Source organism: Rhizobium sp. CF142 (assembly GCF_000281145.1).
GTDB lineage: Bacteria > Pseudomonadota > Alphaproteobacteria > Rhizobiales > Rhizobiaceae > Rhizobium.
In genome coordinates this window covers 1-22266 of sequence record NZ_AJWE01000026.1, presented here as the reverse complement: position 1 = coordinate 22266, position 22266 = coordinate 1, and the positions used below count along the sequence as shown (strand labels likewise).

The following is a 22266-nucleotide window of genomic DNA, read 5'->3' as shown; positions in this document are numbered from 1 at the left end:
TTCCACCGATGACCGCCCTTGATGGGAGCAGAACCGATAACTCCGCTGCTATGGGATACTTCGGTCTCAAAGCGCCAATTGTGCTCATATTGTTTTCATGATCTTTTCGCGCCACTGCGCCGGTCCGGGAGAACCATGTGTCCAATCCAGCAAGAACAACTTCAGCGGATATTGATCTTCGGGAATGGCGGGACCGGTAAGAGCTGGCTCGCTCGTCAGATTGGTATCTTGATCGGCCGTCCAGCGATCCATCTCGATGATGTGCGTTGGGTTCCCGGTCAGTTTGGCGTAGCCCGAAACAATCGACTCGTGTTCGACGAGGTTGTTGAAGCTGCAAAAGCAGAGGCCTGGTTGATGGAAGGGGTCTATGGCTGGCTGGCGGAGGGTGTACTGGGACGCGTGACGACCTTGGTGTGGATCGACCTTCCCGAAGATGAATGCGTCGCAAATGCAACAGCTCGAGGCATTCAAGGTGGCGGCAGCGAGGAAAGTTTCAAAGAATTGATCGAGTGGATAAAAGAATATCGCCAGCGCGAGAACTCTTCGACCTCCTATTCAGGGCATCAGAAGCTATTCGATGCATATGTAGGTTCCAAAATAATTCTCAGGAACAGGGCTGAGATCGGCGCATATGTAGACAGTGTCCGTGCAATGACCGCTTAGGGCAAGCCGAAGCTCCTGCGGCTCCTCACTCATATTACTATTTACTAATTAATATTCTAGTATAGCGTCGAAAGGCGATCGGCACCCATGCCAGACGTCGCCTTGCGACAGGCCCTTGGAGGGCGCGCGCATTCGGCCGGCCGTAAGTCGCGAACGGGCCCTCGCAATTGCGGCCTTCGGGAGGAGTATTATGAGACAAATGAAACGCAAGAATGCTGCCTTGTTTTTCGCCGCGTTGATGCTGGGCGTGGCGCCTATGGCTGCATCCCACGCTGCCGACAAGCCGACGCTCGCATTCGTCGTCAACGGAGCGTCCGACTTCTGGAAAGCCGCCGAGGCGGGGGTGAAGAAGGCGCAGGCCGAAATGCCGGATTACACCATGGAGCTCAAATATCCTGAACAGGCGGCCGTCGCCATTCAGCAGCGGCTGATGGAAGATCTCGTCAGTGCCGGCGTCAAGGGGATCATGGTTTCCGCCGTCGATCCCAAGACCCAGACGGACGGCCTCAACAAGATCGGCTCGCAGACGGCTCTCTTCACCACCGATAGCGACGCACCAAAGACCAATCGCGTCGCCTATATCGGCTCCTCGAACGTCGATGCCGGCAAGCAGGCGGCCGAAATCGCCAAGAAGGCGATGCCGGACGGCGGCAAGTGCATGGGCTTCGTCGGCTTACTGGGTGCCGATAATGCTCGCGAACGTATCGAAGGCATGAAGGAGGGGCTCAAGGGCACCAAGATCGAGCTTGTGGACGTTCGCGGGGACGACATCGACCAGACCCGTGCCAAGAAGAACGTTGAGGATGCGCTGGTCGCCAGCCCCGATCTGACCTGCATGGTAGGCTTCTATTCCTACAACACGCCGCGCATCTATGAGGCGCTTCGTGACGCAGGTAAGCTTGGCCAGATCACCGTCGTCGGCTTTGATGACGACCCGATTACACTCGGCGGGGTCAAGGAAGGCACAATCGCCGCGACCGTCGTCCAGCAGCCGTTCGAATGGGCCTATCAGGGCATGAAACTGATGGCCGCCTACCTCAAGGGCGACAAGTCCGGCGTTCCCGCCGACGGCTTGATCATTATCCCCACGGTCATTATCGGCAAGGATGACGTGGACAAATATGCCGCCAACCTGAAGGCCATGGCCGGAAAATAAACTGGCTTCGCGGCGGCGGCGGCCCTCGCCGCTGCCGCTGAACACGTTGACATTACCAGCAGTCATGGGCAGGCGATGAATCATAGCAGCGACATCCCGTCACCGGGCGTGCCATCAACGCCGTTCCTTTCGCTTTCCGCAGTTGGCAAGACCTATCCTGGCGTCGTCGCACTCGAGGGTCTTTCACTGGACATCGCGCCAGGCGAGGTCATCGGCCTCGTCGGCGAAAACGGGGCCGGAAAATCGACGTTGATGAAGATCCTCGGCGGCGTGATTGCCCCCGACCGGGGAAAGATCCTGCTCGACGGGACAGAGCTTCGTCACCTCACTGTGGAATCGAGCATCTCGTCCGGCATCGCCTTCGTGCATCAGGAACTCAATCTCTTTGAGAATCTCGATGTCGCCGCCAATATCTTTCTTGGGCGCGAACCGCTGAAGGCGGGACCTTTTAAGCTCGTCGATCGCGATCGACTTAGGGACATGGTGAAGCCGCTTCTGAAGCGGGTGGGCGCGCATTTCTCCGCCGACACGCCAGTGGCATCGCTCTCGCTCGCCGAGCAGCAGATGGTGGAAATAGCCAAGGCGCTATCCATCAACGCAAGGCTAGTCATCTTCGACGAACCAACATCCAGCCTTCCGTTGGCGGAAACCGAACGGCTGCTCAATATCATCAAGTTGCTGAAGGCGGATGGCATCAGCGTGATTTTTATCTCGCATCGCCTCCACGAGGTTGAGCGCGTCGCCGACCGGGTTGTAGTCCTGCGCGATGGTGCCCTTGTCGGCACGCTCGCCAAAAAGGACATTGGTCACGATCAGATGGTCAAGCTCATGATCGGCCGGGAGCTTGCGGCCCGTACTGCAAAACCGCAGCGCTCACCGGGATCAGTGGCGCTGAAAGCAAGCGGCGTGCGCACCGCGGCCTATCCCAGTCGCCCCGTCGATCTTGAAATGCGGTATGGAGAAATCCTCGGGCTTGCCGGCCTCGTCGGGTCGGGCCGCACCGAACTCGCAAGGGTGCTCTTCGGCATCGACCGGAGTTACGGCGGAGCTATTTTGCAGGACCGAAAGGAAATTGTGCTTCGTTCCGCGCGGGATGCCGTTGCTCGCGGGATTTTCCTGGTCCCGGAGGATCGCAAGCGTAACGGCATACTTCTTGATTTCCCGATCGCCCAGAACATAACCCTTGCCGACCTTCCCGCGCTTGCCAGCCGCTTCATGCTTTCCGCCGAGCGGGAGATTGCGGCGGCCGAAAAGCAGCGCGTTCGCCTCGGCATCAAGGCGCCCTCCGTTTCGACCCGAACCGGCACTTTGTCGGGCGGCAATCAGCAAAAGGTGGTGCTTGCCAAATGGCTGTCGATGAGCCCGAAGGTGATGATCTTCGACGAGCCGACACGCGGCATCGATATTGGCGCGAAGAACGAGATCTACGGACTTATGCGCGCGCTTGCCGATGCCGGAGTTGCGATCCTGATGATCTCCAGCGACATGGAAGAGGTGATCGGCGTTTCCGACCGCATTGCCGTCATGCATGAAGGCCAGATCGCCGGCATCCTCGATGAGGATGAGTTCAGTCAGGAAAGCGTGCTTTTGCTTGCTGTCGGTAAAGGCGTAAAATAGCAGCTGCGACAATATAATCGGGTATCGGGAATGGATCTCGCATGGTCAAAAAAGATCTTGGACTGCTGCTTCTCATCGTCGTCGTCGGTATCGTCGTCGCCATCATCAATCCACGCTTCCTGCTGCCGATCAACCTGGCGAATACCGCCAACCTGATCGGCCTGTTTGGTATCCTGTCGATCGGCCAGGCCTACGTCATCATTACAGGCGGTATCGAACTTTCGGTGGGCTCGCTCGTAGCCCTTCTCGGGGTGCTGTTTGTCGATTTCGTTGCGGTCCAGGACATGCCATGGATGCTGGCGCTACCGCTCATTCTCGTGCTTGGCGCGGCGATAGGTACCATTCACGGCTGGCTGATCACCCGGCTGAATCTGCAACCCTTCGTCGTCACCCTCTGCGGTCTCCTTATCTATCGCGGGGCGGCACGCTTCTATACGGCCGACGGAACGGCGGGTTTTGCATTCGGCCAAAATTTCCCGGACCTTGAATTTCTGACCGCCGGACGGTTTTACGGCGTTCCCAACACCTTCATTGCGCTCGTCATCATTTCCGTGGTCATGTGGGTGGTACTGCATCGCTCTGTCTTTGGGCGTTATCTCTATGCGATCGGCAAAAACGAGGAGGCGGCCCGCTATTCCGGTATCCGCACCGGCCGGATGGTGATGTCGGCCTATGTCATCTGCGGACTGCTTACGGCTCTTTCGGCGATCTATTTCGCCATGTACACGCGCTCGATCTCGCCGGCGAGCCATGGCCAGTTCTATGAACTCTACGCGATTGCCGCTGCCGTACTCGGCGGCTTTTCGCTCCGCGGCGGCGAGGGATCGATCGTTGGCGTCGTGCTCGGGACGGTCCTGCTCCAGGAGTTGCAGAACCTTGTTAATCTGCTTGGCATCCCATCGTCGCTAAATTTCGCCGTCATGGGTGGTGTAATCCTCGTTGGCGTCCTCATCGACCAACAATGGCACGCAATTCGCGCGCAGCGGCGCCTCGTATCAGCAGCCAGGCAGACCGAGGCCCGTGTTCCGGACGAAGGCACATTGCCGGTGGTTGCCAATCAGGATTAGCCTGGTGGATGGGACCAGTAGATAAGGCTGCCGCCAGCAAACCATGCAGCCTCTGCTGCCTTGGCATGCAGATGACACCGCCGGCTGCCAGACCTTCAGATCCTCGTTGAAGCACGTCGCTGCTGCCACAGCTTGATGGAAAACCCTTGACCTCGCCGGCTCCAATAGAACCGCTAAACTGAAAATATCCTTGGGCGCCTCCCGCACGACTCCCATTCAAAGTGGAAGACGCTGTGGCCCTCACAATGCTGTCTTTGTGTAACTGCATCGCAACGTTTGACGTGTAGCGTCGGGCAATGTTCTGGCACGTCGTCCGCAAAGCGCTTTCGAAAATTGTGCTGAGCCTCGTGGTGTTGGCATCATTGCATGCGACACAGGTTAGGGCTGCTGAATCTATGGAGATTCGAAGCTCTTGCTGGGCCTCCGGCATTTTGTCAGAGGACCTGCTTACCATTGCCAACTCGCCTGCACGTTGGAATTGCCAAGACCGGACCTACTCGCTTGATGGCGAACGGGCGCTGCTACGTTTTGAAATCGGTCCCGATGATGCCCTTCCACAATATGTCTTTTCCAGAAGAAGCGCACTCGCGAAAGTGCATCTGCTGGCGATCGACCGGAACGGCGAAGTGCGCCAATCCTCCTTCCCTGCGGGCGACCTATCTAGCTCTCTGCGTGGCGGATATTTCAAAGTTCCTCTACCGGGCATAACCCGCGACACGCAACAAGTCGTCGTTGCTTTCGATTTGCCGAGCCACCGGATGACGCTGGAAAGAGCTTATCTGTCACCACCAGAGGCAGCTGCCGGCCCCGATTTTTTGCGTTCACTGGTGTTTCTCTCCGTCCTTTCCGGCATGCTGTCCATGCCGCTCATTTTCAATGCTGCCTTTTATCGGGTCCTGCGCGAGCCTTTCGTGCTTTGGCATTCCGCGCTCACGCTCTCGTTGCTGGCCACGATCCTGACCTCATCGGAACTTGCAGTCGTTCTCGTCGATCCACCGGCGATGACGCTAAGTTGGATGACGACCATGATCTTCGGACTCACCGTTGCTTCCGGGGCGTTGTTTACCCACAGCTTCATCGAACCAAGTCATATGCATCCCTTGCTTCGACGAGCACTCATCTATTGCGCCGTCTGGGCGGTGCTCCTAAGTGTATTTCACGCAGCTTTCCCCTTTGTTGCACGACCCATTCAGTCAACTGCGTACACTGCAGCTTTTGCGCCGGTGCTGGTCATTTTCTTCTTGTCAGTTGCTGACGCGCTTCGGCGCGGCAGTCGAGCCGCAAAGTTTCAGGCGATCGGCTATATACCAATGATCATGTCCGGACTGGTGCGCTTGATCACGGGCGTGGTTCCATGGCTGGAGAGCAATGACGCGATGCTCCTGTTCTATCTGGGTTGTGCATGCGAAGTCCTGTTCACCACACTTGGCGTTGCCGATCGTTTCATGACGATCCGGCGCCAGCGCGACAAGGCACGCTTTGAAGCTGATGCTCTGAAGAGTATTTCTGAACGTGACGCGCTGACGGGACTGCTCAATCGCCGGGCGATCGAACAGAATTTCGAAAAATGCCGCGATGAAGGCTACCACGCGCTTGCCGTGCTCGACCTGGACCACTTCAAGGCAATCAATGATGCCCACGGCCACGGGACCGGTGACGCGGTACTGAAGGCCGTGGGAGAGGTCCTCCAAACAGACCCGCAAGTTCGTGCATTCCGCCTCGGTGGCGAGGAATTCGTACTGCTCGTGCGCGGAGAGGATGCCCAGTTGCGGGCCGAACGCAGCCGACAGGCGATCCCCTCCGCCGTCGCAAACGCAGTTCCATGCCTCGGCCATCCCGTTACTGCCAGCATGGGTATTTCAGACGCACCGCCAAATGCGGATGTGAGGTTTGCAGAGCTTTATAAACAAGCCGACAAGCTGCTTTACGACGCCAAACTTTCCGGGCGTAACCGAACCAAATCAACACTCTCGCAGAAGCCGAGGGATGATGCGAATCCAATGATCGATGGTGCCGTCAAACACGCGCGATCAGAGAAGCTGAGCTCTTGAACTGATAGACCGTGCCGATCGCAATCTTGCGCGTCGTCTTGTCGGCACCCGACCGGACGATCTCGGCCGACAGATCCACTTCGCCTAGGATCCTGACAGAGCGTTCGTGGAACGCCGCCCCTGCCCGCTTCAGTTCCACCCGACGCGTGATGCGGATGAACAGTTGCACGCCAAGCTCGGACCCTTCGCAAGCCGCCGACATCAACTTGACGGCGTCGCACAGGGTTGGAGCGTCTAGGATGAGACGAGCTTCCGAAAGCGTGGCCTGACAACGAAACTGTCCCCTGGCCATTCGCGGGATGCCGTGCCGTCGAGTGGGCGCCGACTAAGCGGGCAATGTCAGACTAAGGTGCCGATGGCCCCGAGAAACGCCGGATCAACTCCTGGGCACGCTGACAATTGGCGCTCCCCCCCAACGCAGGCGAGCTCAAGACGGTGAGTTCGGCGGCTGGCGCAACACGTAAGAGACTATGGCGGCCCCGCGCCCGATATTGAGCTTAGCGAAGATTCGCCGGATATGCTCGCGCACGGTATAGCCGCTGATACCCAGTCGTCGCGCGATTTCCTTGTCGGAATTGCCTTCTCCGATCAGCGAGGCGATCTGCAATTCGCGGCGGGTGAGGATCTCGGCGGCGGTCGGTGTCGGGAGGCTGTTGTTCTTTGTGGGGTAATCGGCATCGAAGATCAGATACTGCGCGCCTGCGCATTGCAGCCAGCCGATGACCGCCACTTCCCCAGCGTCGCTGCCATTGTCGTCGAAGCTTTGTCCGCACTCGGTATAGGCGACCGCGACGAAGGGATGTCCATCTACAGCGAAGAAGGCTGCGCGCGGGAAGTCCTCATCACCGACCTTTGCCACAATGTCGGGATCAGCCGACAACCGTTCTGCTTGCATGGCCATATCAAGGCGCTCCTGCGCTCAGGAATTTAAGAAGACTGCCTGGCAAGCCAAGCCAAAACAAAGCGCGATTTACCAGTCAACGGATAGTTGTTTTCTTGCGAGCTGTAGCATCAATCAGGTTGCAGCACCTCAAAAAAAGTCGGTACCCTGTCAATCCGATGTGACACACACGAGCGCCGAAGCCGGCATCAATATTTTGGCGAAGGTCAGGCGTCAGCCTAACACCGCGGTTGAACAACCCCGCCGGCGCCATCGGCACGCCCGGCCGGCAGCCCCAGGCGCCGCTCGCATGCGGCTGCGGACCGGCAGTGTGGACAGCGATGACCTGCGGCGGCTCACTGTAGCGCCGTTGTACCCAAACCGGCGCGCCGCTGTGTCCTGGACAAGTATCGGCGCTGTAGAACAATTGGCGCTGAGCCACCCGGTCGAGGCGCTCCGAGTGCTCCCATTGCGTGCCCGTCGGCTTGTCTGCCGGATAACCCGAAATGTGCACCAGGCGTCGCGAGCGCAGCCATTCCAATTCGGCTAAGGACGGCGCCCAGAGGCGAAAGAAGCGCGGAGATGGCGCGAAGGGGCGCGCTAGAAAAATCAGACCGACATCGGTCTCACCCGAAGGGTGCCGACGATAGCCGGGATGCACGCGCCAGCTACTGGCCCATTGCGAGCCGAGCGGATTGACACTGGCCGAGGCTCGGCCCGGCGTGACGCGAATACGGACGGCCTGACTGGGCAGGTGCGCTCGTCGAGCTCCGTGACCTTTCGACCTCATCGAGCCAAACGGGCTGCCCAAAAACAAGTGTTCGCCGACCGTTGCGACAGGCGTGGGAAACCTTTGGAACCTGTCGTGATTCGCGCGTTTGCTAATGCTGCTGTCGTTCAAACGGCGCAACTATCGACCGAGGCGGTGGAATACCATGCCGCCTCGGTCAAAGCTGTCAGCGAAGAAAGTTGAGAGCCTGCTTCCCGAATACGGCGTGGTATTGGAAAATACCGCCGTGGCCGGCATTCGGGAAAATGCTGAGCTGCGCATTCGGGAGCCGGCGCGCCAGCTCGAACGAATTGATTGTCGGCGCCATCACGTCAGCATCGCCATTGGCAACAAGAACAGGGTGATGACTCTCACTCAGCTTGGACGGATCTCCCTGCCCCCAAGCATGAATGGCGGCCAGCTGTGCGCCGATGGTCGCATTGCTGACGGCAGCATCGCGATCACCCTTTTGTTCGTTCAGCCGGCTCACGAGCGGGTCGTCTTCCTCCCAACAATGGATCTCCGAGCCGCTCGTCTTCGAAAGTCGTCATCCTTGCTGCCAACGTTGGCACTGACCATCGTGTGGAGAGGCGAGACTGCCACGTCTCTAACTGGCCCAACTGTCGAATCACGAATAGCACTGGCCTCGAAATGTCGCATAAACCCAACGCCATTTGCGGTCTCAACGTGACCACTTGGGCAATCCGGGAAAATTCCGCTCGGCCACTGCAAAGTAAAATCGATTAGCAATAGCCGGAACGGTTGACCTCTGAAGGTCTGGCTGCTTTGGAAAGCTGCACTTCGATAGAGCAATGATTTTTCGTTGAGGTCGAATTCTTAGCGGTTTCGGCCCCTTGCTACGGTGAGATTGTATGACGTCGGATTTCAACGCAGAACTCCATGCCCGGCCCTCCATCTACTTTACAGGCCCCGCCTTCGTTGAACACATCGCGCTTATGCCGTCCGCTCTCCCCTCCTTGCACGGCAGCCGTTATCTACCCGACGAAGACAACAATGACGATCCGCGAACACAGGTAGAGCACCACACCGAATTTGTGACCATCACGCGTGTCACCCAATTCGACACAGACGTTAACGCTTGGCCGGCATCCAGCCTTTCAGTCGATGACATTGCCGCGCTGGTAGGGTTGGGTACGCCGCGTCTCATATCCCGTGTCGGTATCCTAGTGCTTGGGCCCGCACCAGCGGAGCTCGGACCAACTCTTTCAAAGCTCGGATTTCGCGATACCGCTGCGTCGTCGATCGGCGGGGGAGCGGCGCAAGTCTGTTCGGATTTTCGTGTCCAGGACAACCAGACCAGTCGCATCCTTCTCTTCAACAAGGATCTGAATGCCTACCGCCTCGGCAGAATGGTTCGGCGGATCTATGAGATCGAAACCTATCGGTCCATGGCCCTGCTCGGTCTTCCCGAAGCCCGCCGCTTGGCGCCGCTGCTCGGAGATTACGACAAGAAGCTCGTTCAATTGACGAACCGAAACCAGACGACACCGACCACTGAGCACAAGAAACTGCTTGACGAAATCTCCGGCCTGTCCGCCCTGATCATTTCAGCGGCTGCCGAAACACGCAATCGTTTCGGTGCAACGTCCGCCTACGCAAAAATCGTCGAGGAACGAATTGGTGAGCTACGCGAATCCCATGTTCCGGGCTTTCAGCGGTTTGGCGTTTTTGTCGCGCGGCGCTTCCGACCTGCCGTTCGAACCTGCGAAGCGACAGCGTTGCGCTTAGATCAGCTCTCCCACGCAACGATGCACCTGATCGACCTTCTGCAGACACGCATACAAGTCGAGATCGAATATCAGAATGCCATCCAGATCCAGGCGATGGCAGACCGGGCCGCCACACAGGTCAAGATCCAGAGGGCGGTGGAAGGATTTTCCATCATTGCCATCAGCTACTATCTTCTGAGCCTGCTCAAAGTCGCCTTCGAGACAGCAGATCACGCTGGCCTTCACATCAGCCCGTTGGCGATGCTTGTGTCGATCCCACTCGTTATCGGAGCCGTTGCAATCTCCATCCTGCGCGTGAAACACGCGCTTTCAGCGCATGATTGAACACCCAATTCCAAGCGAAATGCTTTCCAGGGCGATCACCAGAATAACGGAAAGCCTCATTCTCAATCAAAGACTGAAATACCCAACCCTTGACTGGGCAACACGACGACAGGATCACTCGTAGGATACCTTGCTATTCGGCCCTACCCCCGGTTTCATGAACCCGACAGTCCGCCCCACACGGGACCGTTTCAGCGCTCGTCACCCGATCCGCCAAGATCGGTCCTGAGACAAGGAAGCGTATCGGAGCTTTCAGCATAGCGGCGGCGCGCCCGAGCGCCGGAAAGCGACAATTCGCGTCACACGAGGGCGTGAGGAAGAGCAGCCGCAGGAGCTTGAGCGAAAGGATCGCGCTCGTATGCCTTGCGAAGATTTGCGATCTCCGCAACGATCGCGTCATACACGTCCGCCTGCTTGGTGCCCTTCACGACCAGTGTGTCCAAGAAGCCTTCAAGTTTCAGCCGCAGGTCTTCCCGCCAATCGACGCTCATCACCGTTCCTCCGGCTGAAGACGGATGTTCCGGCACATAAGGTTCTAGGTCGGGCAATGTGTCGAAGTGCGGGTCCTCGAAGCGGCACCCTCTTCCGGTTCGGGATCGGGGGACGGCTCTTCGCCGCGGATGCGGTCGGGATCGCGTGGCGGCGTATCGACTGGCGGGGGTAATATCGGCGGTACGATAGGTTCGTTCGGCACAGACATTGGGGTTGTTCCTCGCTGGCAAAACGTAGGAATTGAGCGCGAGTTCCGTTGACGCTCGACCCTTCCAATCTCATTTGCTCCGATATGCCCACAACGAAGACGAAAAAGAAAGAAAGCGACGATCCCGAGCTGATCAGGGAATGGCCGCTTCCGGTAACCGTGACGCTTGGATCCGCGATCCGGGTCAAGGGAATCCTGCAGGAGATCCGCTCCCGGCTGCCGTCGGCGATCAGGAAGTCGTTGGACATGCAGGCGAGCGCACTCACCCTTATCATGCCGGAGACTTCCAAGACGGCGTTCCGAGCGATCTCGACGGCCGTCTCCACGGCACTGACGGACATCGCCAACCTTCCGATCATCCCTCGCGAGATCGAGGATATCCTCACGATAACGGCTTCAGAACGGAAGCGTTGGGTGGATGACGGCGCCTGCCGAGCGCCTGAACGCGAACGGTCAGATTGCAGGGGCGGGCCAGGAAAATTACGTTCCACGTATTCGATCCCCGTGTCGTTGAAGATTTGCTCGACCGCGCCGCCGTGGACGAATGACGAGAGGAAGACGCGGCGGCGAAGGCAGAAAATCGCAGACGCGCCGCGTACCAGGCGAAGCTGACGCGTTCGCTGAAAAAGCAAGAGAAAGCCGGGCGAACTGAACAGAACGCTGACGAGCCTCTGACCGGATTGAGCGGATGGGAGGAATTCGGGAACGACGACCTGCTGCGCTAGGATTGATGGCATTGCATTCCTTTGTGATCGCTGGGTCATCGCGCTTCACAATGGTTGTCGAAAACTTTGCGGTTTACGTCCGCGCTGTGCCCACATTGCGCACTCGCAGCGAAACTACCTACGACTTCGGCTTAAAGAATCTATCGGCTTCGTTCATCGCATTCCGGGCGGAGCCATACAGCTTGCCCACCGCATCGCGCATTTCGGAAAACGCCTGCACTGTTCGCGGCGAGATGTAGTCGCCTCTGGCTTCGGCGTTGAGCCGCAAAGCTCTCTCGCAATCGGCGGCAATTTTATCCAGCTCCGGGGAAACCTTATAGAGCCGCTCCAAAATGGCTTCGATGTCGCCCTTGGCGCGTTCCGACATTCGTTCTGACATCAAAACCTCACCCCTGCGTGACGCACCACATTTAAAGCAAAGTTCCCTGCTCGTCTTTGTCAGTCACTGTTACTTCCGCGTCGCCACGACGGCGAAGTTCGGTCTCCGCGCTGAAATCCTGGACATATTGGAATCGGATGAAGCGGACCGCATCGTCGATGTGCTGAACCTTCGCGACATGGCAAAAAGAGGCGTGCTCCGCCACTATCGCTAATCCACTCTGAAGAATGTTCTGAGCGGCGGATCAGCACCGCGATGTATTTGACAGCTACAAATCGCAGAAGTGGACCGGCGGTCGTCTCGCCGGTCCGTCAAGAATTCGTTCCCGATTGCCCACCGCAATCACGCTGCAGCGAGCGTTGCGATTTTCGCTTTCACGGCCGGAACGACTTCCTGCCCATACAGCTTGATGCTCCGCATAAGGGACTCATGCGGCATTGTGCCAATGCTGTACTTCAGCTGAAACCGCTGAATACCGAGCGTCTCGATGACCGGCGCAAGCTTTGCGGCCACGGTATCCGGCGAGCCCACGTAGAGCGAACCCTGATCGATCTCCGCTTCGAATTCTCTTTCCGTGACGGGCCCCCAACCTCGTTCACGACCGATGCGATCCCGCATTGCCCGATAATGAGGCCAGAACTCGGCCTTTGCCTCGGCATCAGTCTGCCCGATGTAGCCTGGCGAATGAACGCCAACAGGAAGCGTCGGCTGGTTCAGCTTTTCCAACGCCTGGCGATACAGGTCGACGTAGGGTGCAAAGCGATAGGGACTTCCGCCGATAATAGCCAACATCAGGGGTAGACCGTATTGGGCAGCCCGGATTACGGAGTTCGGACTGCCGCCAACGCCAAGCCAGGTCTTCAATGACCCCTTCTCCACGAGAGGAAACACCCGTTGTCCGGTTAATGGCGCCCTGGTCGTGCCGGACCAGGTCACAGGCTGCTGGTCCAGAAGCTGGGCAAACAGCTCGACCTTCTCCTCAAAAAGCGTCTCATAGTCGTCGAGCGAATATCCGAATAGCGGGAAGGACTCTGTGAAAGACCCCCTCCCCAGGATGACTTCTGCACGGCCATTCGAGGCAGCATCGACAGTCGCGAAGCGCTGAAACACTCGCACAGGGTCGTCGGAGCTCAATACGGTCACCGCCGAGCCAAGTTTGATCCGATCAGTCACTGTTGCGATTGCAGCCAGGACGGTTTCAGGAGTGGAGATCGCAAAGTCTTCGCGGTGATGTTCGCCAATACCAAAGAAATCGATACCGACCTCATCAGCAAGGACGGCCTCTTTGATGACGTTGCGAATGACCTGGGCATAGCCTTCAGGTTGGCCGTTTGGATCGTGCGTTACGTCACCAAACGTGTCCAATCCGAACTCGACATCGGAGTTTGTCATGATCATTTTTTCCCTCGGGCCAGGTCGGCCAAGTTTGCCGACGCCCTCTCACGTGGATTTTGGGAATTAAGTGATGTGCCGGGCTCGGAAATGAAATGGCGAAAAATTCGATCGTCACGATCGAAATCGTCGAACGGCGCGAACTACGCAATGCCCCCGTTCGGTGCAGCTTAGTCCTCGCGGGGTTCAAGAGCACTCCAGAGGGACAGGATTTCATCCCGTCCGTCGCGTTTTGTGACATCGATATTGAAGGGATACTGAGCAGGCATCTCGTAAGCTCTTCGATCAGCTGGTAGAGCGTGGTCGGAATAGTCAATAAGCGCAAGAAAGCGCATTGGTGGGCCTGAAGCCCTGGCTGCAGGCGGGGTTCCTGGAATGCCCTGGTTGATATTGAAAATCGCCGCGATTTGAATTGTGGGCTGTCGTGCACGCCGAAACCAACGCGGCTATCCCGACCAGCAAGCAGCCGATCGCTATATTCCGAAGCCTTTGCGTCATTATCACCTCCCATAAGGGGCTACACTTATCCACGCAAAATGGTGCTCTATTCGATGGTTGCGAGGCCGCAAGCATAGCAGATCTGCAGTGAAAAACGCTTTACGCAAAGCCGTCCCTCCGATATCTCCGCCGCACGTCAAATCGCCTGCCGAGTCTTTCGGTTTTTGCGCTTTGAGCAACAAAAAGGGCGCTCCCCGGAAACGGGTTGAGCGCCCCATAAGTTTTCTACGGAACACGTCGCGGCCCGGAACTACCCTAGCGATCGATTTGGTGAAGGGATGACGTTCTTCGTCCCCTCGCCCTGGTCGGGTCGACGTTCTGTTCATGGAGTCCAGCTTCCGCCGTGTCGCGGTCCCGAGACACCCTGATCGAACATTGCAAAAAGTGCCGTGCACCTCTGGCGTCACCGGGAGGCTTTATTAGGCCGAGAATTTTACCGTCACGCCGCGCTGCCGAAAGTAAGCCTGCATGAGCTTTCTACCAGAACGATTGTTCTGGACGAGCCTTGCCGGGTCGAATACGGCCTCTTTCAAACCCTCCCGGGCCAACGCTGCCTTGAGGGTCGCGATATGCGCGTCGATGTCAGCATTGTCAGCCTGGATCGATACATAAACGCGATCTATTGCATCTGCTACGGTCGGTTCGGTCACCATTGTTCTCCGGTTCATGTTCCCTGGCGTTACCACGTGGTTCGGCCAGGCCCTATTGTAGTGAAAACTGCTTTCGTCAACCTAGCACGATGCCCTCGGAAGCGATCGGACACCTAAGGTCGAAGACTTCGGGGCTTATCCGGCGTCGACACACGATCTTCGCAGGCAAAAAAAGAGGGCCGACGGAGAACCGTGGCCCATTAATTGTGAAGGTATAAACCTCCAGAGGGGAACAGCTGAAACGACGGAACTGGGAGGAAATCCGTCGTGTTGCATCAGCTGTGATCGTTATGCTCTTTTTTTGACCAGTTGGAAAACATTTTTTGTGCAATGCAGCTATGCAGTGGCGGACCATCCAGCCGAAGTAACCTGCCTCGCTCAACGGGGTTCAATTGCTACTCGCTGACCGGAGGGGGATTTTGACCATGCCGGAATACCCCAAAGATGTTCGCCAAGGGGCCGTGCATGCAGAGGCATACCTGTACACTGGTTCGACGAATTCGCTAGGTTTACTCGGCGTCGTCGTTCGCCTTTGGGAACAGTTGCAGCACATTCGACCCGTTCGAGGGCGCGACAGCGCCGGCCTTTCGGCGCAGCGAGTTGTTTTCTCCAGCCTTTTGAATAGCTGACACGAGACCTTCACGCTGGCGATAATAGTCTGGCTTGGCAGGCAGCGTGAGGTCAAACTCTTCGAGCATACGCTCAATGATGTCCATCGCTTCAGCCGCCAGACCAGCGTAACCTTCTTGGCGCCGTTCGAAGAAACCATTGTATCCGGGCCTGGAAAGGTCGAGACTATCCAACGCATACGAAAGCGTCTTCACCCGGTTCGATAACCACAAAATTTCATCTGAAAGCTCGGGACCAAGAAGGTCCCAGTTTGCGCCCTGTGGAAGTGCGAGGGTTGGATCTGGAACGTGAAACGCGAATTCGCCTTCATCCATGGGATTGAATTCGGGCATGTCGTGAACGGCCGCATAGCTGGCTCCGACAAAGTCATCCAGGGCCAGTACCGTCATCATCGCAAGGTTTCTAGCTTCGGCTTTCGGGCGCCGGTTGATACCAGACTTCGCAAAACCAATGACGATCGGAAGCAAGGAGCCAGCAACTAGACCGCCAGCGCCGATGAACGCTCCCATTGCCATGATCCCTTGAGTGGTTTCGAAGAACTGCGTCAATAGTCACCTCGTTGAATAGAAGATGTGAGTTGCGAAGAGGCACGCACAGACTGAATCAGCACTTTCCGCTTCAGTTTGCCTCGAACTTGAATGATAGGGAACTCCGTTTCCGCCGGTCTGGCGCCATCGAGCAACCTAACGACATCGCGTCGTCGGCGACCACAGTTCCTATAAAGCCCTGGGAATGGAACTATCGGTGCAACGATCCGATCGCACCTGAAGTGATGTCGACTGGCTTGCCTTTCAAGGACCTAATTCAGAACTGCTGGAGCGCCAAACGCAATCTTCAGGAGCGCATTGCTTCCGCAGTCGAAGTGCTAAACGAAGACGATCTCGCGAGGATCGCTATCATGTTGGATGCATTGGGCCGCTGCTCGATCGTAGCCAAGCTCTGCCAGCGATCAAAATGGCCGCCTTGATGGGGTTCGAACTCGTGACCATCCTGTTGGCCTGAATACGCAGCAAGGTTCGACGGTTTCAATGGCTGGCTGGCGGCGGCGTCACCTTCGGAGGGCACGCTGCTGTCAGCTTTGGATTTGCTGTCAATAACCGCCCTGCGCCTCTGAGTTGGGTCATCTTACTGACTGAGGTGCTCAAGACATTGCTATCAAGAAAGTCGACAAGGAGCGACTGAAGTCGCTAAGACGCGGCACTTCGGGACGGTATTACCGCCCCCTTGCTCCGCTCCTCAATCCATGCCTCTATTTAACCTTAGAGGGGTGAGCTTCAACGTCATGGCATCACGCACGAAGATAGCCGCTTCGCGGCAGCGCGGAGCTGGGGTCGACCTCCATCCCCAAGGGACAACGGAAGACTTGAGGATGAGTGTTTTGCGCAAGAATTCAACTCGGGTTGGCCCCGGCTATCCACAGGTCGTTGTGCTCGTCGGCGCAACGGGCGATCTCTCAAGGCGCAAGCTACTGACCGGGCTATTCCACCTCACCAATGCGGGCTTCATCCCAGGGTGCCGTATTATCGGCGTCTCGCTCGACGACATCGATGCCGATGCCTTCCGCACCATCGCCCGTGACTCGCTGGACAAGTTCTTGACTCGCAAGTTCTCGCAGTCCGAATGGGAAGCGTTTGCCGCATCGCTCGACTACGTCCCACTCGCTGCCGGCGCCAATGCTCTCAAGGAAGCGGTCGACAGGGCCGAGGAAGCACTGGGCGCCGAGACGCGGCGCGTGCATTATCTATCCGTGCCACCAAGTGCCGCCCTTCCGGCCGTGCAACTCCTCGCCCAGGCTAAGCTGACTGAACGCTCCCGTATCATCATGGAAAAGCCCTTCGGCACGGACCTTGCCAGTGCCGTTGCACTGAACAAGAAGTTGCACGAAGTGTTCGACGAGAAGCAGATCTTCCGCATCGACCATTTCCTCGGCAAGGAGCCGGCGCAAAACATCCTGGCCTTCCGATTTGCCAATGGCCTGTTCGAACCGATCTGGAACCGCAACTTCATCGACCATGTGCAGATCGACGTTCCGGAGACGCTCGGACTTTCCACCCGTGCCGCCTTTTACGAGACCACCGGCGCCTATCGTGACATGGTGGTGACCCACCTCTTCCAGATCCTCGGCTTCATGGCGATGGAGCCGCCCACTGCCCTAGAGCCTGCGCCAATCTCGGAAGAGAAGAACAAGGTGTTCCGCTCCATGTTGCCGATTGAGCCGCGCGACGTGGTGCGCGGTCAATACATTGGCTACCGCAAGGAGCCTGGCGTCGATCCCGAAAGCGACACTGACACATTCATCGCCCTAAAATGCGCCATCGACAACTGGCGCTGGGCTGGCGTGCCCTTCTACCTGCGTACCGGCAAGCGCATGGCCGAGGGACAGCGCATTATTTCGATCGCATTCCGCGAGCCCCCGAAATCGATGTTCCCTGCCGGCTCTGGCGTGGGGGCACAGGGCCCTGACCACCTCACCTTCGACCTTGCTGATGCCTCCAAGGTCTCGCTTTCCTTCTATGGCAAGCGCCCTGGACCGGGCTTCCGGCTCGACAAGCTCTCGCTGCAATTCGCCATGAGCGAAACCGGCCTGATTGGCGAAGTTCTGGAGGCCTATGAGCGTCTGATCCTCGACGCCATGCGCGGTGACCACACGCTGTTCACTACGGCCGAGGGTATTGAGCGGCTCTGGGAGGTTTCCCAACCTCTCCTCGATAACCCGCCGCCCGTACGCCTCTACGACCAGGGCGGCTGGGGGCCGAAGTCGATCCACCAACTCATTGCCCCACACGCTTGGCGCCTACCGTTCGAGCGCGCCTGGAGGGATGCGGCAAAGCGTGATTGACGGTCAATAGTTGGATCGATGCCGGCGACCAGAATGGCGCCGACCAATTGCGAAAATCCCAATACGATGACGTTGTCAGAGATGTGCAGGAAACCGAGTTTCGACGGCGAATGCTCCAGAGTGGCATTGGTGCGTGGATCTGCATTTGTGCGGAATTCGGTCTTTGACATCTTTTATTTCGTCGCCGCGGTCGGTACCTTGCAGCGAACGGATTTCGGTCGTCCGCAGGCGGGTATTCGGTTCAGTATTGCGACGCCGATCACAGCCTTTGTTTGCTGAGCGGCGAACGAGCTATGCAACCCGCTGCAACGTCGTCCTGGCAAGTGCTCGCTCCAGAGCTTCGATACAGGCCGGATCGTGCAAATCCCCCCGAAGGATCACTATCGCTTTGCTGATTGGAATGGAAACTTGATGCCGCCGGTCCGCCGCCTTGGTAAATTGGCCGGGCTGTAGTGATCGCGTCAGGACTCAACGATTGGGATAACGGTCAAGAAGAAGACCGTGCAAGCGGCCACGCCCGCTATTAAGGGGAATGTCTTTGAACAACCGTGATATGAGGCGCGGTCGCAATCCTTGCCTCTCATCGATGAGGAGGAATGACATCCTCTTTATTTCGATCGTGATCACGCCTGCATTATCATGGCGACGATAACTCCGCGAATCGATCGCATGGAATCCGTTTTCCACCGCCCAGGCGGCTATCATATCCGCGTTCATCAGGGTCCTGTTCTAGGAGATGCGGACGCGGTTTCTCCAGCTGTCCCGGTCGTGCAAATCGCTTTTGCAGTCCTATGGGTACCGCAACTGGAACGCTCTAAGCCAGCCAAATCCGTCCAAGATTCCAGTTCTCACATAGGTGTTGCTGGAAAGACTCGCAGCAATCGGTACGATCGCAATCCTGCGCGCCGTCTTGCCGGCAATCCAACGGGCGATCTTGGCCGGTAGGTCCACCTCACTCAAAATCCTGACCGCGCGATCGTGAAAGGCCGCCCCTGATCTATTGCGCGCAATTGCGCTCACATTTCTAATTTTCTTAATGCTGTTTCAATGAAACCAGATCTATCCTGCGACACTATTGGACCTGGCCATGATGAGCCTGCGAACGAGTAAGAACTCGGCGGCCAGCGGATTGTCTTTTTTTGAAGCATCGACGCGAGCGGTTCCAGCAAATTCAGCTGTCGTGCACGCACCAGCGAGACGTCAGCCGCAACGCAAGTGGGGCGACTATGACTTTATCTATCCGCAATATCCTGGTTGGAATATTTCTTCTTCTGAGCGCGGTGATCTGTGTGCTCACCGCGTCATCCGCGATGGACGCATATAACAAAAAGCAGGTTTTCAGCGATGTGTCGAAGCTTACCGCTCTTGACCGCGCACTTTTCCAGACACTTGCGACCTTTCGCAACGAGCGCGGTGATGGTTCATCCGCAGCAAACATGGAAATCGACGCACTCGCCGGCACGCTCGCTTCGCTGAAAAAGGATCGCGGGCTGGTGGACAGCGCCATGGCTAGCGCCAAGGCGATCTATGCCGATATCGACGACAACGCGATCAAAGCGCCGATTGCCGACGTCATGAACACGTTTGACCGGGTGCTGGCGTTTCGGACAAAGCTTGATGATCAGTTGACGAAAAAGCTGGCAGACCGCGACGCTGGGCTGCAGGACAACGCCCTTAACCTCGGACAGGATCTGCTGACGGCGCTTGAAACCGGCTCGACAGCAATCGAAGCCCGAATTCGCGAAAGCGATCCGTCGATGACAGCAATGATCCAGATCCGGTCATTGGCATGGTCAACGCGTGCGCTTGCGGGGGCATCGAACCTCCAGCTCAACATCACGCTTGGCGCAGGCGCGACGATGACAGCTGCGGAGCTCGGCAAGATCCAACTCAACGATTATGCCGTCACCTTCGCCTGGAAGCAGGTCGGCGTCCTCGTGAACCACAAGGACACGCTTCAAATCATAAAGGACGCCTACCAGGCCACACAGACCGGCTATTTCGGGGGCGATTTTGCTCCCAAGCGCGCGGCACTTCTCGAGACATTTTCTGCAGGCAAGAAGGCACCGATGTCCCTCGACGTTTGGCGGCCGATGGGCAATGACGCCCTTCTCTTCATCACCAATACTGCGGCCGCTGCGGCGGACGGCATGGTGGCTGCAGCCGCTGCCAGTCAGTCTCAGGCATTCGCCCAGTTCATTCTCTATACGTTGATCTTCCTCATCGCTGCTATCGTCAGTGTTGTCGGCATCTGCGTCATCATCTTCCGCGTCACCAAGCCGATCGGCGTCATCACGCAGTCGATGGCTGCCTTGGCGCAGGGCGATCTGAAGATCGAGGTGGCCGGTGTCGCTCGCCGTGACGAAATTGGCGAAATGGCTCGCTCCGTCGAGGTCTTCCAGCAGGCTGCTATCCGCAATAAGGCACTTGAAGAGCAAACGGCAGAGGCACGGGTTTCCGCAGAGCGCGAGCGTATCGAGGTGCAGCGGCGCGCCGAGGCCGAAGCCGAAGAACGTTTGATACAGGCAACAGGCTCGCTCGCTGGAGGCCTGCGCCGTCTTGCAGCCGGCGACCTCGTCTGTGAAATCGATACGGCTCTCGCGCCACAGTTCGAGGCACTCCGTCACGACTTCAATACATCGGTCAAGCAGCTTCGCGACGCCATGCGGGGCGTCGGTCAGGCTGCTTCATTGGTCAGCAGCGGCAGCGTCGAGATCTCGCAAGCGTCCGACAACCTCTCCAAGCGTACTGAACAGCAAGCCGCTTCGCTCGAGGAAACCGCCGCTGCACTGGAGGAGGTCACCGCCAATGTGCGATCGACCTCCCAGCGTGCCGGAGACGCCCGCGATCTCGTGCGCGGTGCCCGCTCTCGCGCGGAAAACTCAAGCCAGGTCGTTAACAACGCCGTCAACGCCATGGGCAAGATCGAGCACTCGTCCAGGCAGATCAGCCAGATTATCGGGGTCATCGACGAGATCGCTTTTCAGACCAATCTGCTGGCGTTGAATGCCGGGGTGGAAGCTGCCCGTGCCGGTGACGCCGGCAAGGGTTTTGCCGTTGTCGCTCAGGAAGTGCGCGAGTTGGCGCAGCGCTCCGCCAGTGCCGCGAAGGAGATTAAAAGCCTGATCGGCAATTCAGAGGTCGCTGTCAGCGAAGGCGTACGCCTGGTCAACGACACCGGCGAAGGCCTTTCTGCGATTGCCGAACTTGTGCAGCAGATCAACCAGCACATGGACGCTATCGCTACCGCCGCCCAAGAGCAGTCTATGGGGTTGTCGGAGATCAACAGCGCGGTCAACCACATGGACCAGGCGACGCAGCAGAACGCCGCAATGGTCGAACAGATGAACGCCGCCGGCACAGGTCTCGCGCAGGAAAGCAGCCGTCTGGGCGAATTGCTTGGCACTTTCCAGACCGGCGATGGAGGAACAGCCGCGGTCGGACACCGTGCGTTGGGCCCTTCCAGGACATTGGCGCCAGCCTCCGTTAGAGCGTCAGCGCCTGTCTCTCGCCCGGTGCCTGCCGCACGCGGTAATACAGCGCTCAACAAATTGCAGCAGGAATGGTCGGAATTCTGATCAGAGCCAGGATACCGCCAGCCCGGGCGGTGATGCCCGGGCTGTGTTCATTTCAGCAAGCGCCATAGTGGCTATGGCGGGGCTTTGTGTGCTGGTCGCAAGAGAAGATCTGCCCCGCCTGTTTAGCCGCTTACTGGCACTCAACTTTCTTCCCGCGACTTCTCGTCATGACAGGCACACCGGTGATCGTAAGCAGCGGCTCCAAGAAACTGCGGCGAGTACCTCCAAGCTGCATATCCCGCCTGCGCCACATCAGCGAAGCGTCCGGGAACGTTGCGATTTCCCACGTTTGCGGATTCGCCAATCTCGCGGCCGCCTCAAGTAAGGTCCGCTTCACCTGCCCGACCGCACCAGAGACCGGGCGATATCGATGATGTCGTCGCGTGAAGCGGTCGGATCCTCCCTGTTCCAGGCGGGACCGAGCCCGATCTTGAAATCGACGTCCCTCACCTTCTTCAGCTCAAAGCCGCGGTTCGGCAGATCCTGCGTCCATTCCGGCGCGAAGCCAATGTCAAGACCGGCGGAGACGAGAGACACCAGCGAGAAGGTGTCGTCGCAGGTGTAAGTGACATTAACGGTCAGATCGTGCTCCTCGAA

General features: G+C 57.8%; 18 protein-coding genes and 5 pseudogenes. 10 read left to right on the top strand and 13 right to left on the bottom strand.

Annotated elements, in window-relative coordinates:
* Nucleotides 1-135: 135 nt before the first annotated feature.
* From PMI11_RS08160 to PMI11_RS08140, 5 genes are all read left to right on the top strand, one after another.
* The gene (locus PMI11_RS08160) at nucleotides 136-663 is read left to right on the top strand and encodes an ATPase AAA (RefSeq protein ID WP_037070924.1); all 528 of its coding nucleotides are present in this window, start codon (nucleotides 136-138) and stop codon (nucleotides 661-663) included.
* A gap of 190 nt (nucleotides 664-853) precedes the next feature.
* Entirely contained in the window at nucleotides 854-1819 is a 966-nt protein-coding gene (locus PMI11_RS08155; RefSeq protein ID WP_007815440.1) for a sugar-binding protein, read from the top strand.
* A 75-nt stretch (nucleotides 1820-1894) separates the two neighbouring features.
* Nucleotides 1895-3436, top strand: coding sequence for a sugar ABC transporter ATP-binding protein (locus PMI11_RS08150; protein ID WP_007815437.1), 1542 nt, complete (start codon nucleotides 1895-1897; stop codon nucleotides 3434-3436).
* Between the two features lie 41 nt (nucleotides 3437-3477).
* The gene (locus tag PMI11_RS08145; protein WP_007815435.1) at nucleotides 3478-4503 is read left to right on the top strand and encodes an ABC transporter permease; all 1026 of its coding nucleotides are present in this window, start codon (nucleotides 3478-3480) and stop codon (nucleotides 4501-4503) included.
* A gap of 296 nt (nucleotides 4504-4799) precedes the next feature.
* A complete protein-coding gene (locus PMI11_RS08140) occupies nucleotides 4800-6554 on the top strand; it encodes a GGDEF domain-containing protein (RefSeq protein ID WP_051034542.1) in 1755 nt (584 codons plus the stop codon).
* A 4-nt stretch (nucleotides 6555-6558) separates the two neighbouring features.
* On the opposite strand, the pseudogene PMI11_RS08135 reads toward PMI11_RS08140, so the two are convergent.
* The 3 genes and pseudogenes from PMI11_RS08135 to PMI11_RS08125 all read right to left on the bottom strand — a co-directional run.
* Nucleotides 6559-6732: pseudogene (locus PMI11_RS08135) on the bottom strand (LysR family transcriptional regulator); the annotation flags it as partial.
* Nucleotides 6733-6981: 249 nt separating this feature from the next.
* Nucleotides 6982-7455 carry a helix-turn-helix transcriptional regulator gene (locus tag PMI11_RS35950; protein WP_007815427.1) on the bottom strand — a complete coding sequence of 158 codons (474 nt, stop codon included), beginning with the start codon at nucleotides 7453-7455 and terminating at the stop codon, nucleotides 6982-6984.
* 935 nt (nucleotides 7456-8390) lie between these two features.
* Nucleotides 8391-8693, bottom strand: coding sequence for an alpha/beta fold hydrolase (locus PMI11_RS08125; RefSeq protein WP_007815424.1), 303 nt, complete (start codon nucleotides 8691-8693; stop codon nucleotides 8391-8393).
* A 382-nt stretch (nucleotides 8694-9075) separates the two neighbouring features.
* Between PMI11_RS08125 and PMI11_RS08120 the strand changes: the two genes are divergently transcribed.
* Nucleotides 9076-10278, top strand: a complete 1203-nt coding sequence (locus tag PMI11_RS08120; protein ID WP_007815422.1) for a DUF3422 domain-containing protein — start codon at nucleotides 9076-9078, stop codon at nucleotides 10276-10278.
* Nucleotides 10279-10577: 299 nt separating this feature from the next.
* Here PMI11_RS08120 and PMI11_RS08115 read toward each other — a convergent pair whose 3' ends face one another.
* Both PMI11_RS08115 and PMI11_RS37250 read right to left on the bottom strand, forming a co-directional pair.
* Nucleotides 10578-10769: a hypothetical protein gene (locus tag PMI11_RS08115; protein WP_007815419.1), complete on the bottom strand. Its 192-nt coding sequence runs from the start codon at nucleotides 10767-10769 to the stop codon at nucleotides 10578-10580.
* Nucleotides 10770-10813: 44 nt separating this feature from the next.
* A complete protein-coding gene (locus tag PMI11_RS37250) occupies nucleotides 10814-10978 on the bottom strand; it encodes a hypothetical protein (protein WP_157179601.1) in 165 nt (54 codons plus the stop codon).
* 84 nt (nucleotides 10979-11062) lie between these two features.
* On the opposite strand from PMI11_RS37250, the pseudogene PMI11_RS38000 reads away from it, so the two are divergent.
* A pseudogene (locus tag PMI11_RS38000) lies at nucleotides 11063-11703 on the top strand (hypothetical protein).
* 118 nt (nucleotides 11704-11821) lie between these two features.
* Here PMI11_RS38000 and PMI11_RS08105 read toward each other — a convergent pair.
* Entirely contained in the window at nucleotides 11822-12070 is a 249-nt protein-coding gene (locus PMI11_RS08105; RefSeq protein ID WP_244430543.1) for a hypothetical protein, read from the bottom strand.
* On the opposite strand from PMI11_RS08105, the gene PMI11_RS37595 reads away from it, so the two are divergent.
* Nucleotides 12054-12296, top strand: coding sequence for a hypothetical protein (locus PMI11_RS37595; RefSeq protein WP_162137070.1), 243 nt, complete (start codon nucleotides 12054-12056; stop codon nucleotides 12294-12296). The genes PMI11_RS08105 and PMI11_RS37595 overlap by 17 nt on opposite strands.
* 128 nt (nucleotides 12297-12424) lie before the next feature.
* Here the strand turns inward: PMI11_RS37595 and PMI11_RS08100 are convergent, their stop codons facing one another.
* The 3 genes from PMI11_RS08100 to PMI11_RS08085 all read right to left on the bottom strand — a co-directional run bounded on the left by PMI11_RS08100 (nucleotide 12425) and on the right by PMI11_RS08085 (nucleotide 15800).
* A complete protein-coding gene (locus PMI11_RS08100; RefSeq protein WP_037070926.1) occupies nucleotides 12425-13474 on the bottom strand; it encodes an LLM class flavin-dependent oxidoreductase in 1050 nt (349 codons plus the stop codon).
* A 917-nt stretch (nucleotides 13475-14391) separates the two neighbouring features.
* Nucleotides 14392-14625 (bottom strand): hypothetical protein, encoded by a 234-nt coding sequence (locus tag PMI11_RS08090; RefSeq protein WP_007815410.1) that lies wholly within the window; start codon nucleotides 14623-14625, stop codon nucleotides 14392-14394.
* Between the two features lie 506 nt (nucleotides 14626-15131).
* The gene (locus PMI11_RS08085; protein WP_007815408.1) at nucleotides 15132-15800 is read right to left on the bottom strand and encodes a hypothetical protein; all 669 of its coding nucleotides are present in this window, start codon (nucleotides 15798-15800) and stop codon (nucleotides 15132-15134) included.
* An 821-nt stretch (nucleotides 15801-16621) separates the two neighbouring features.
* Between PMI11_RS08085 and zwf the strand changes: the two genes are divergently transcribed.
* On the top strand, nucleotides 16622-18091 hold the full coding sequence (gene zwf, locus PMI11_RS08075) for a glucose-6-phosphate dehydrogenase (RefSeq protein ID WP_007815405.1): 1470 nt from the start codon (nucleotides 16622-16624) through the stop codon (nucleotides 18089-18091).
* 173 nt (nucleotides 18092-18264) lie between these two features.
* Here the strand turns inward: zwf and PMI11_RS37245 are convergent.
* The 3 genes and pseudogenes from PMI11_RS37245 to PMI11_RS37990 all read right to left on the bottom strand — a co-directional run.
* Nucleotides 18265-18381, bottom strand: a pseudogene (locus PMI11_RS37245) (IS5/IS1182 family transposase); the annotation flags it as partial.
* Between the two features lie 178 nt (nucleotides 18382-18559).
* A complete protein-coding gene (locus tag PMI11_RS38490; protein ID WP_007815404.1) occupies nucleotides 18560-18808 on the bottom strand; it encodes a hypothetical protein in 249 nt (82 codons plus the stop codon).
* 171 nt (nucleotides 18809-18979) lie between these two features.
* Nucleotides 18980-19090: pseudogene (locus PMI11_RS37990) on the bottom strand (LysR family transcriptional regulator); the annotation flags it as partial.
* Between the two features lie 227 nt (nucleotides 19091-19317).
* Between PMI11_RS37990 and PMI11_RS08065 the strand changes: the two are divergent.
* Nucleotides 19318-21669, top strand: coding sequence for a methyl-accepting chemotaxis protein (locus tag PMI11_RS08065; RefSeq protein WP_007815401.1), 2352 nt, complete (start codon nucleotides 19318-19320; stop codon nucleotides 21667-21669).
* Nucleotides 21670-22002: 333 nt separating this feature from the next.
* Here PMI11_RS08065 and PMI11_RS08060 read toward each other — a convergent pair.
* Nucleotides 22003-22266 (bottom strand): annotated as a pseudogene (locus PMI11_RS08060) (LysR family transcriptional regulator); the annotation flags it as partial.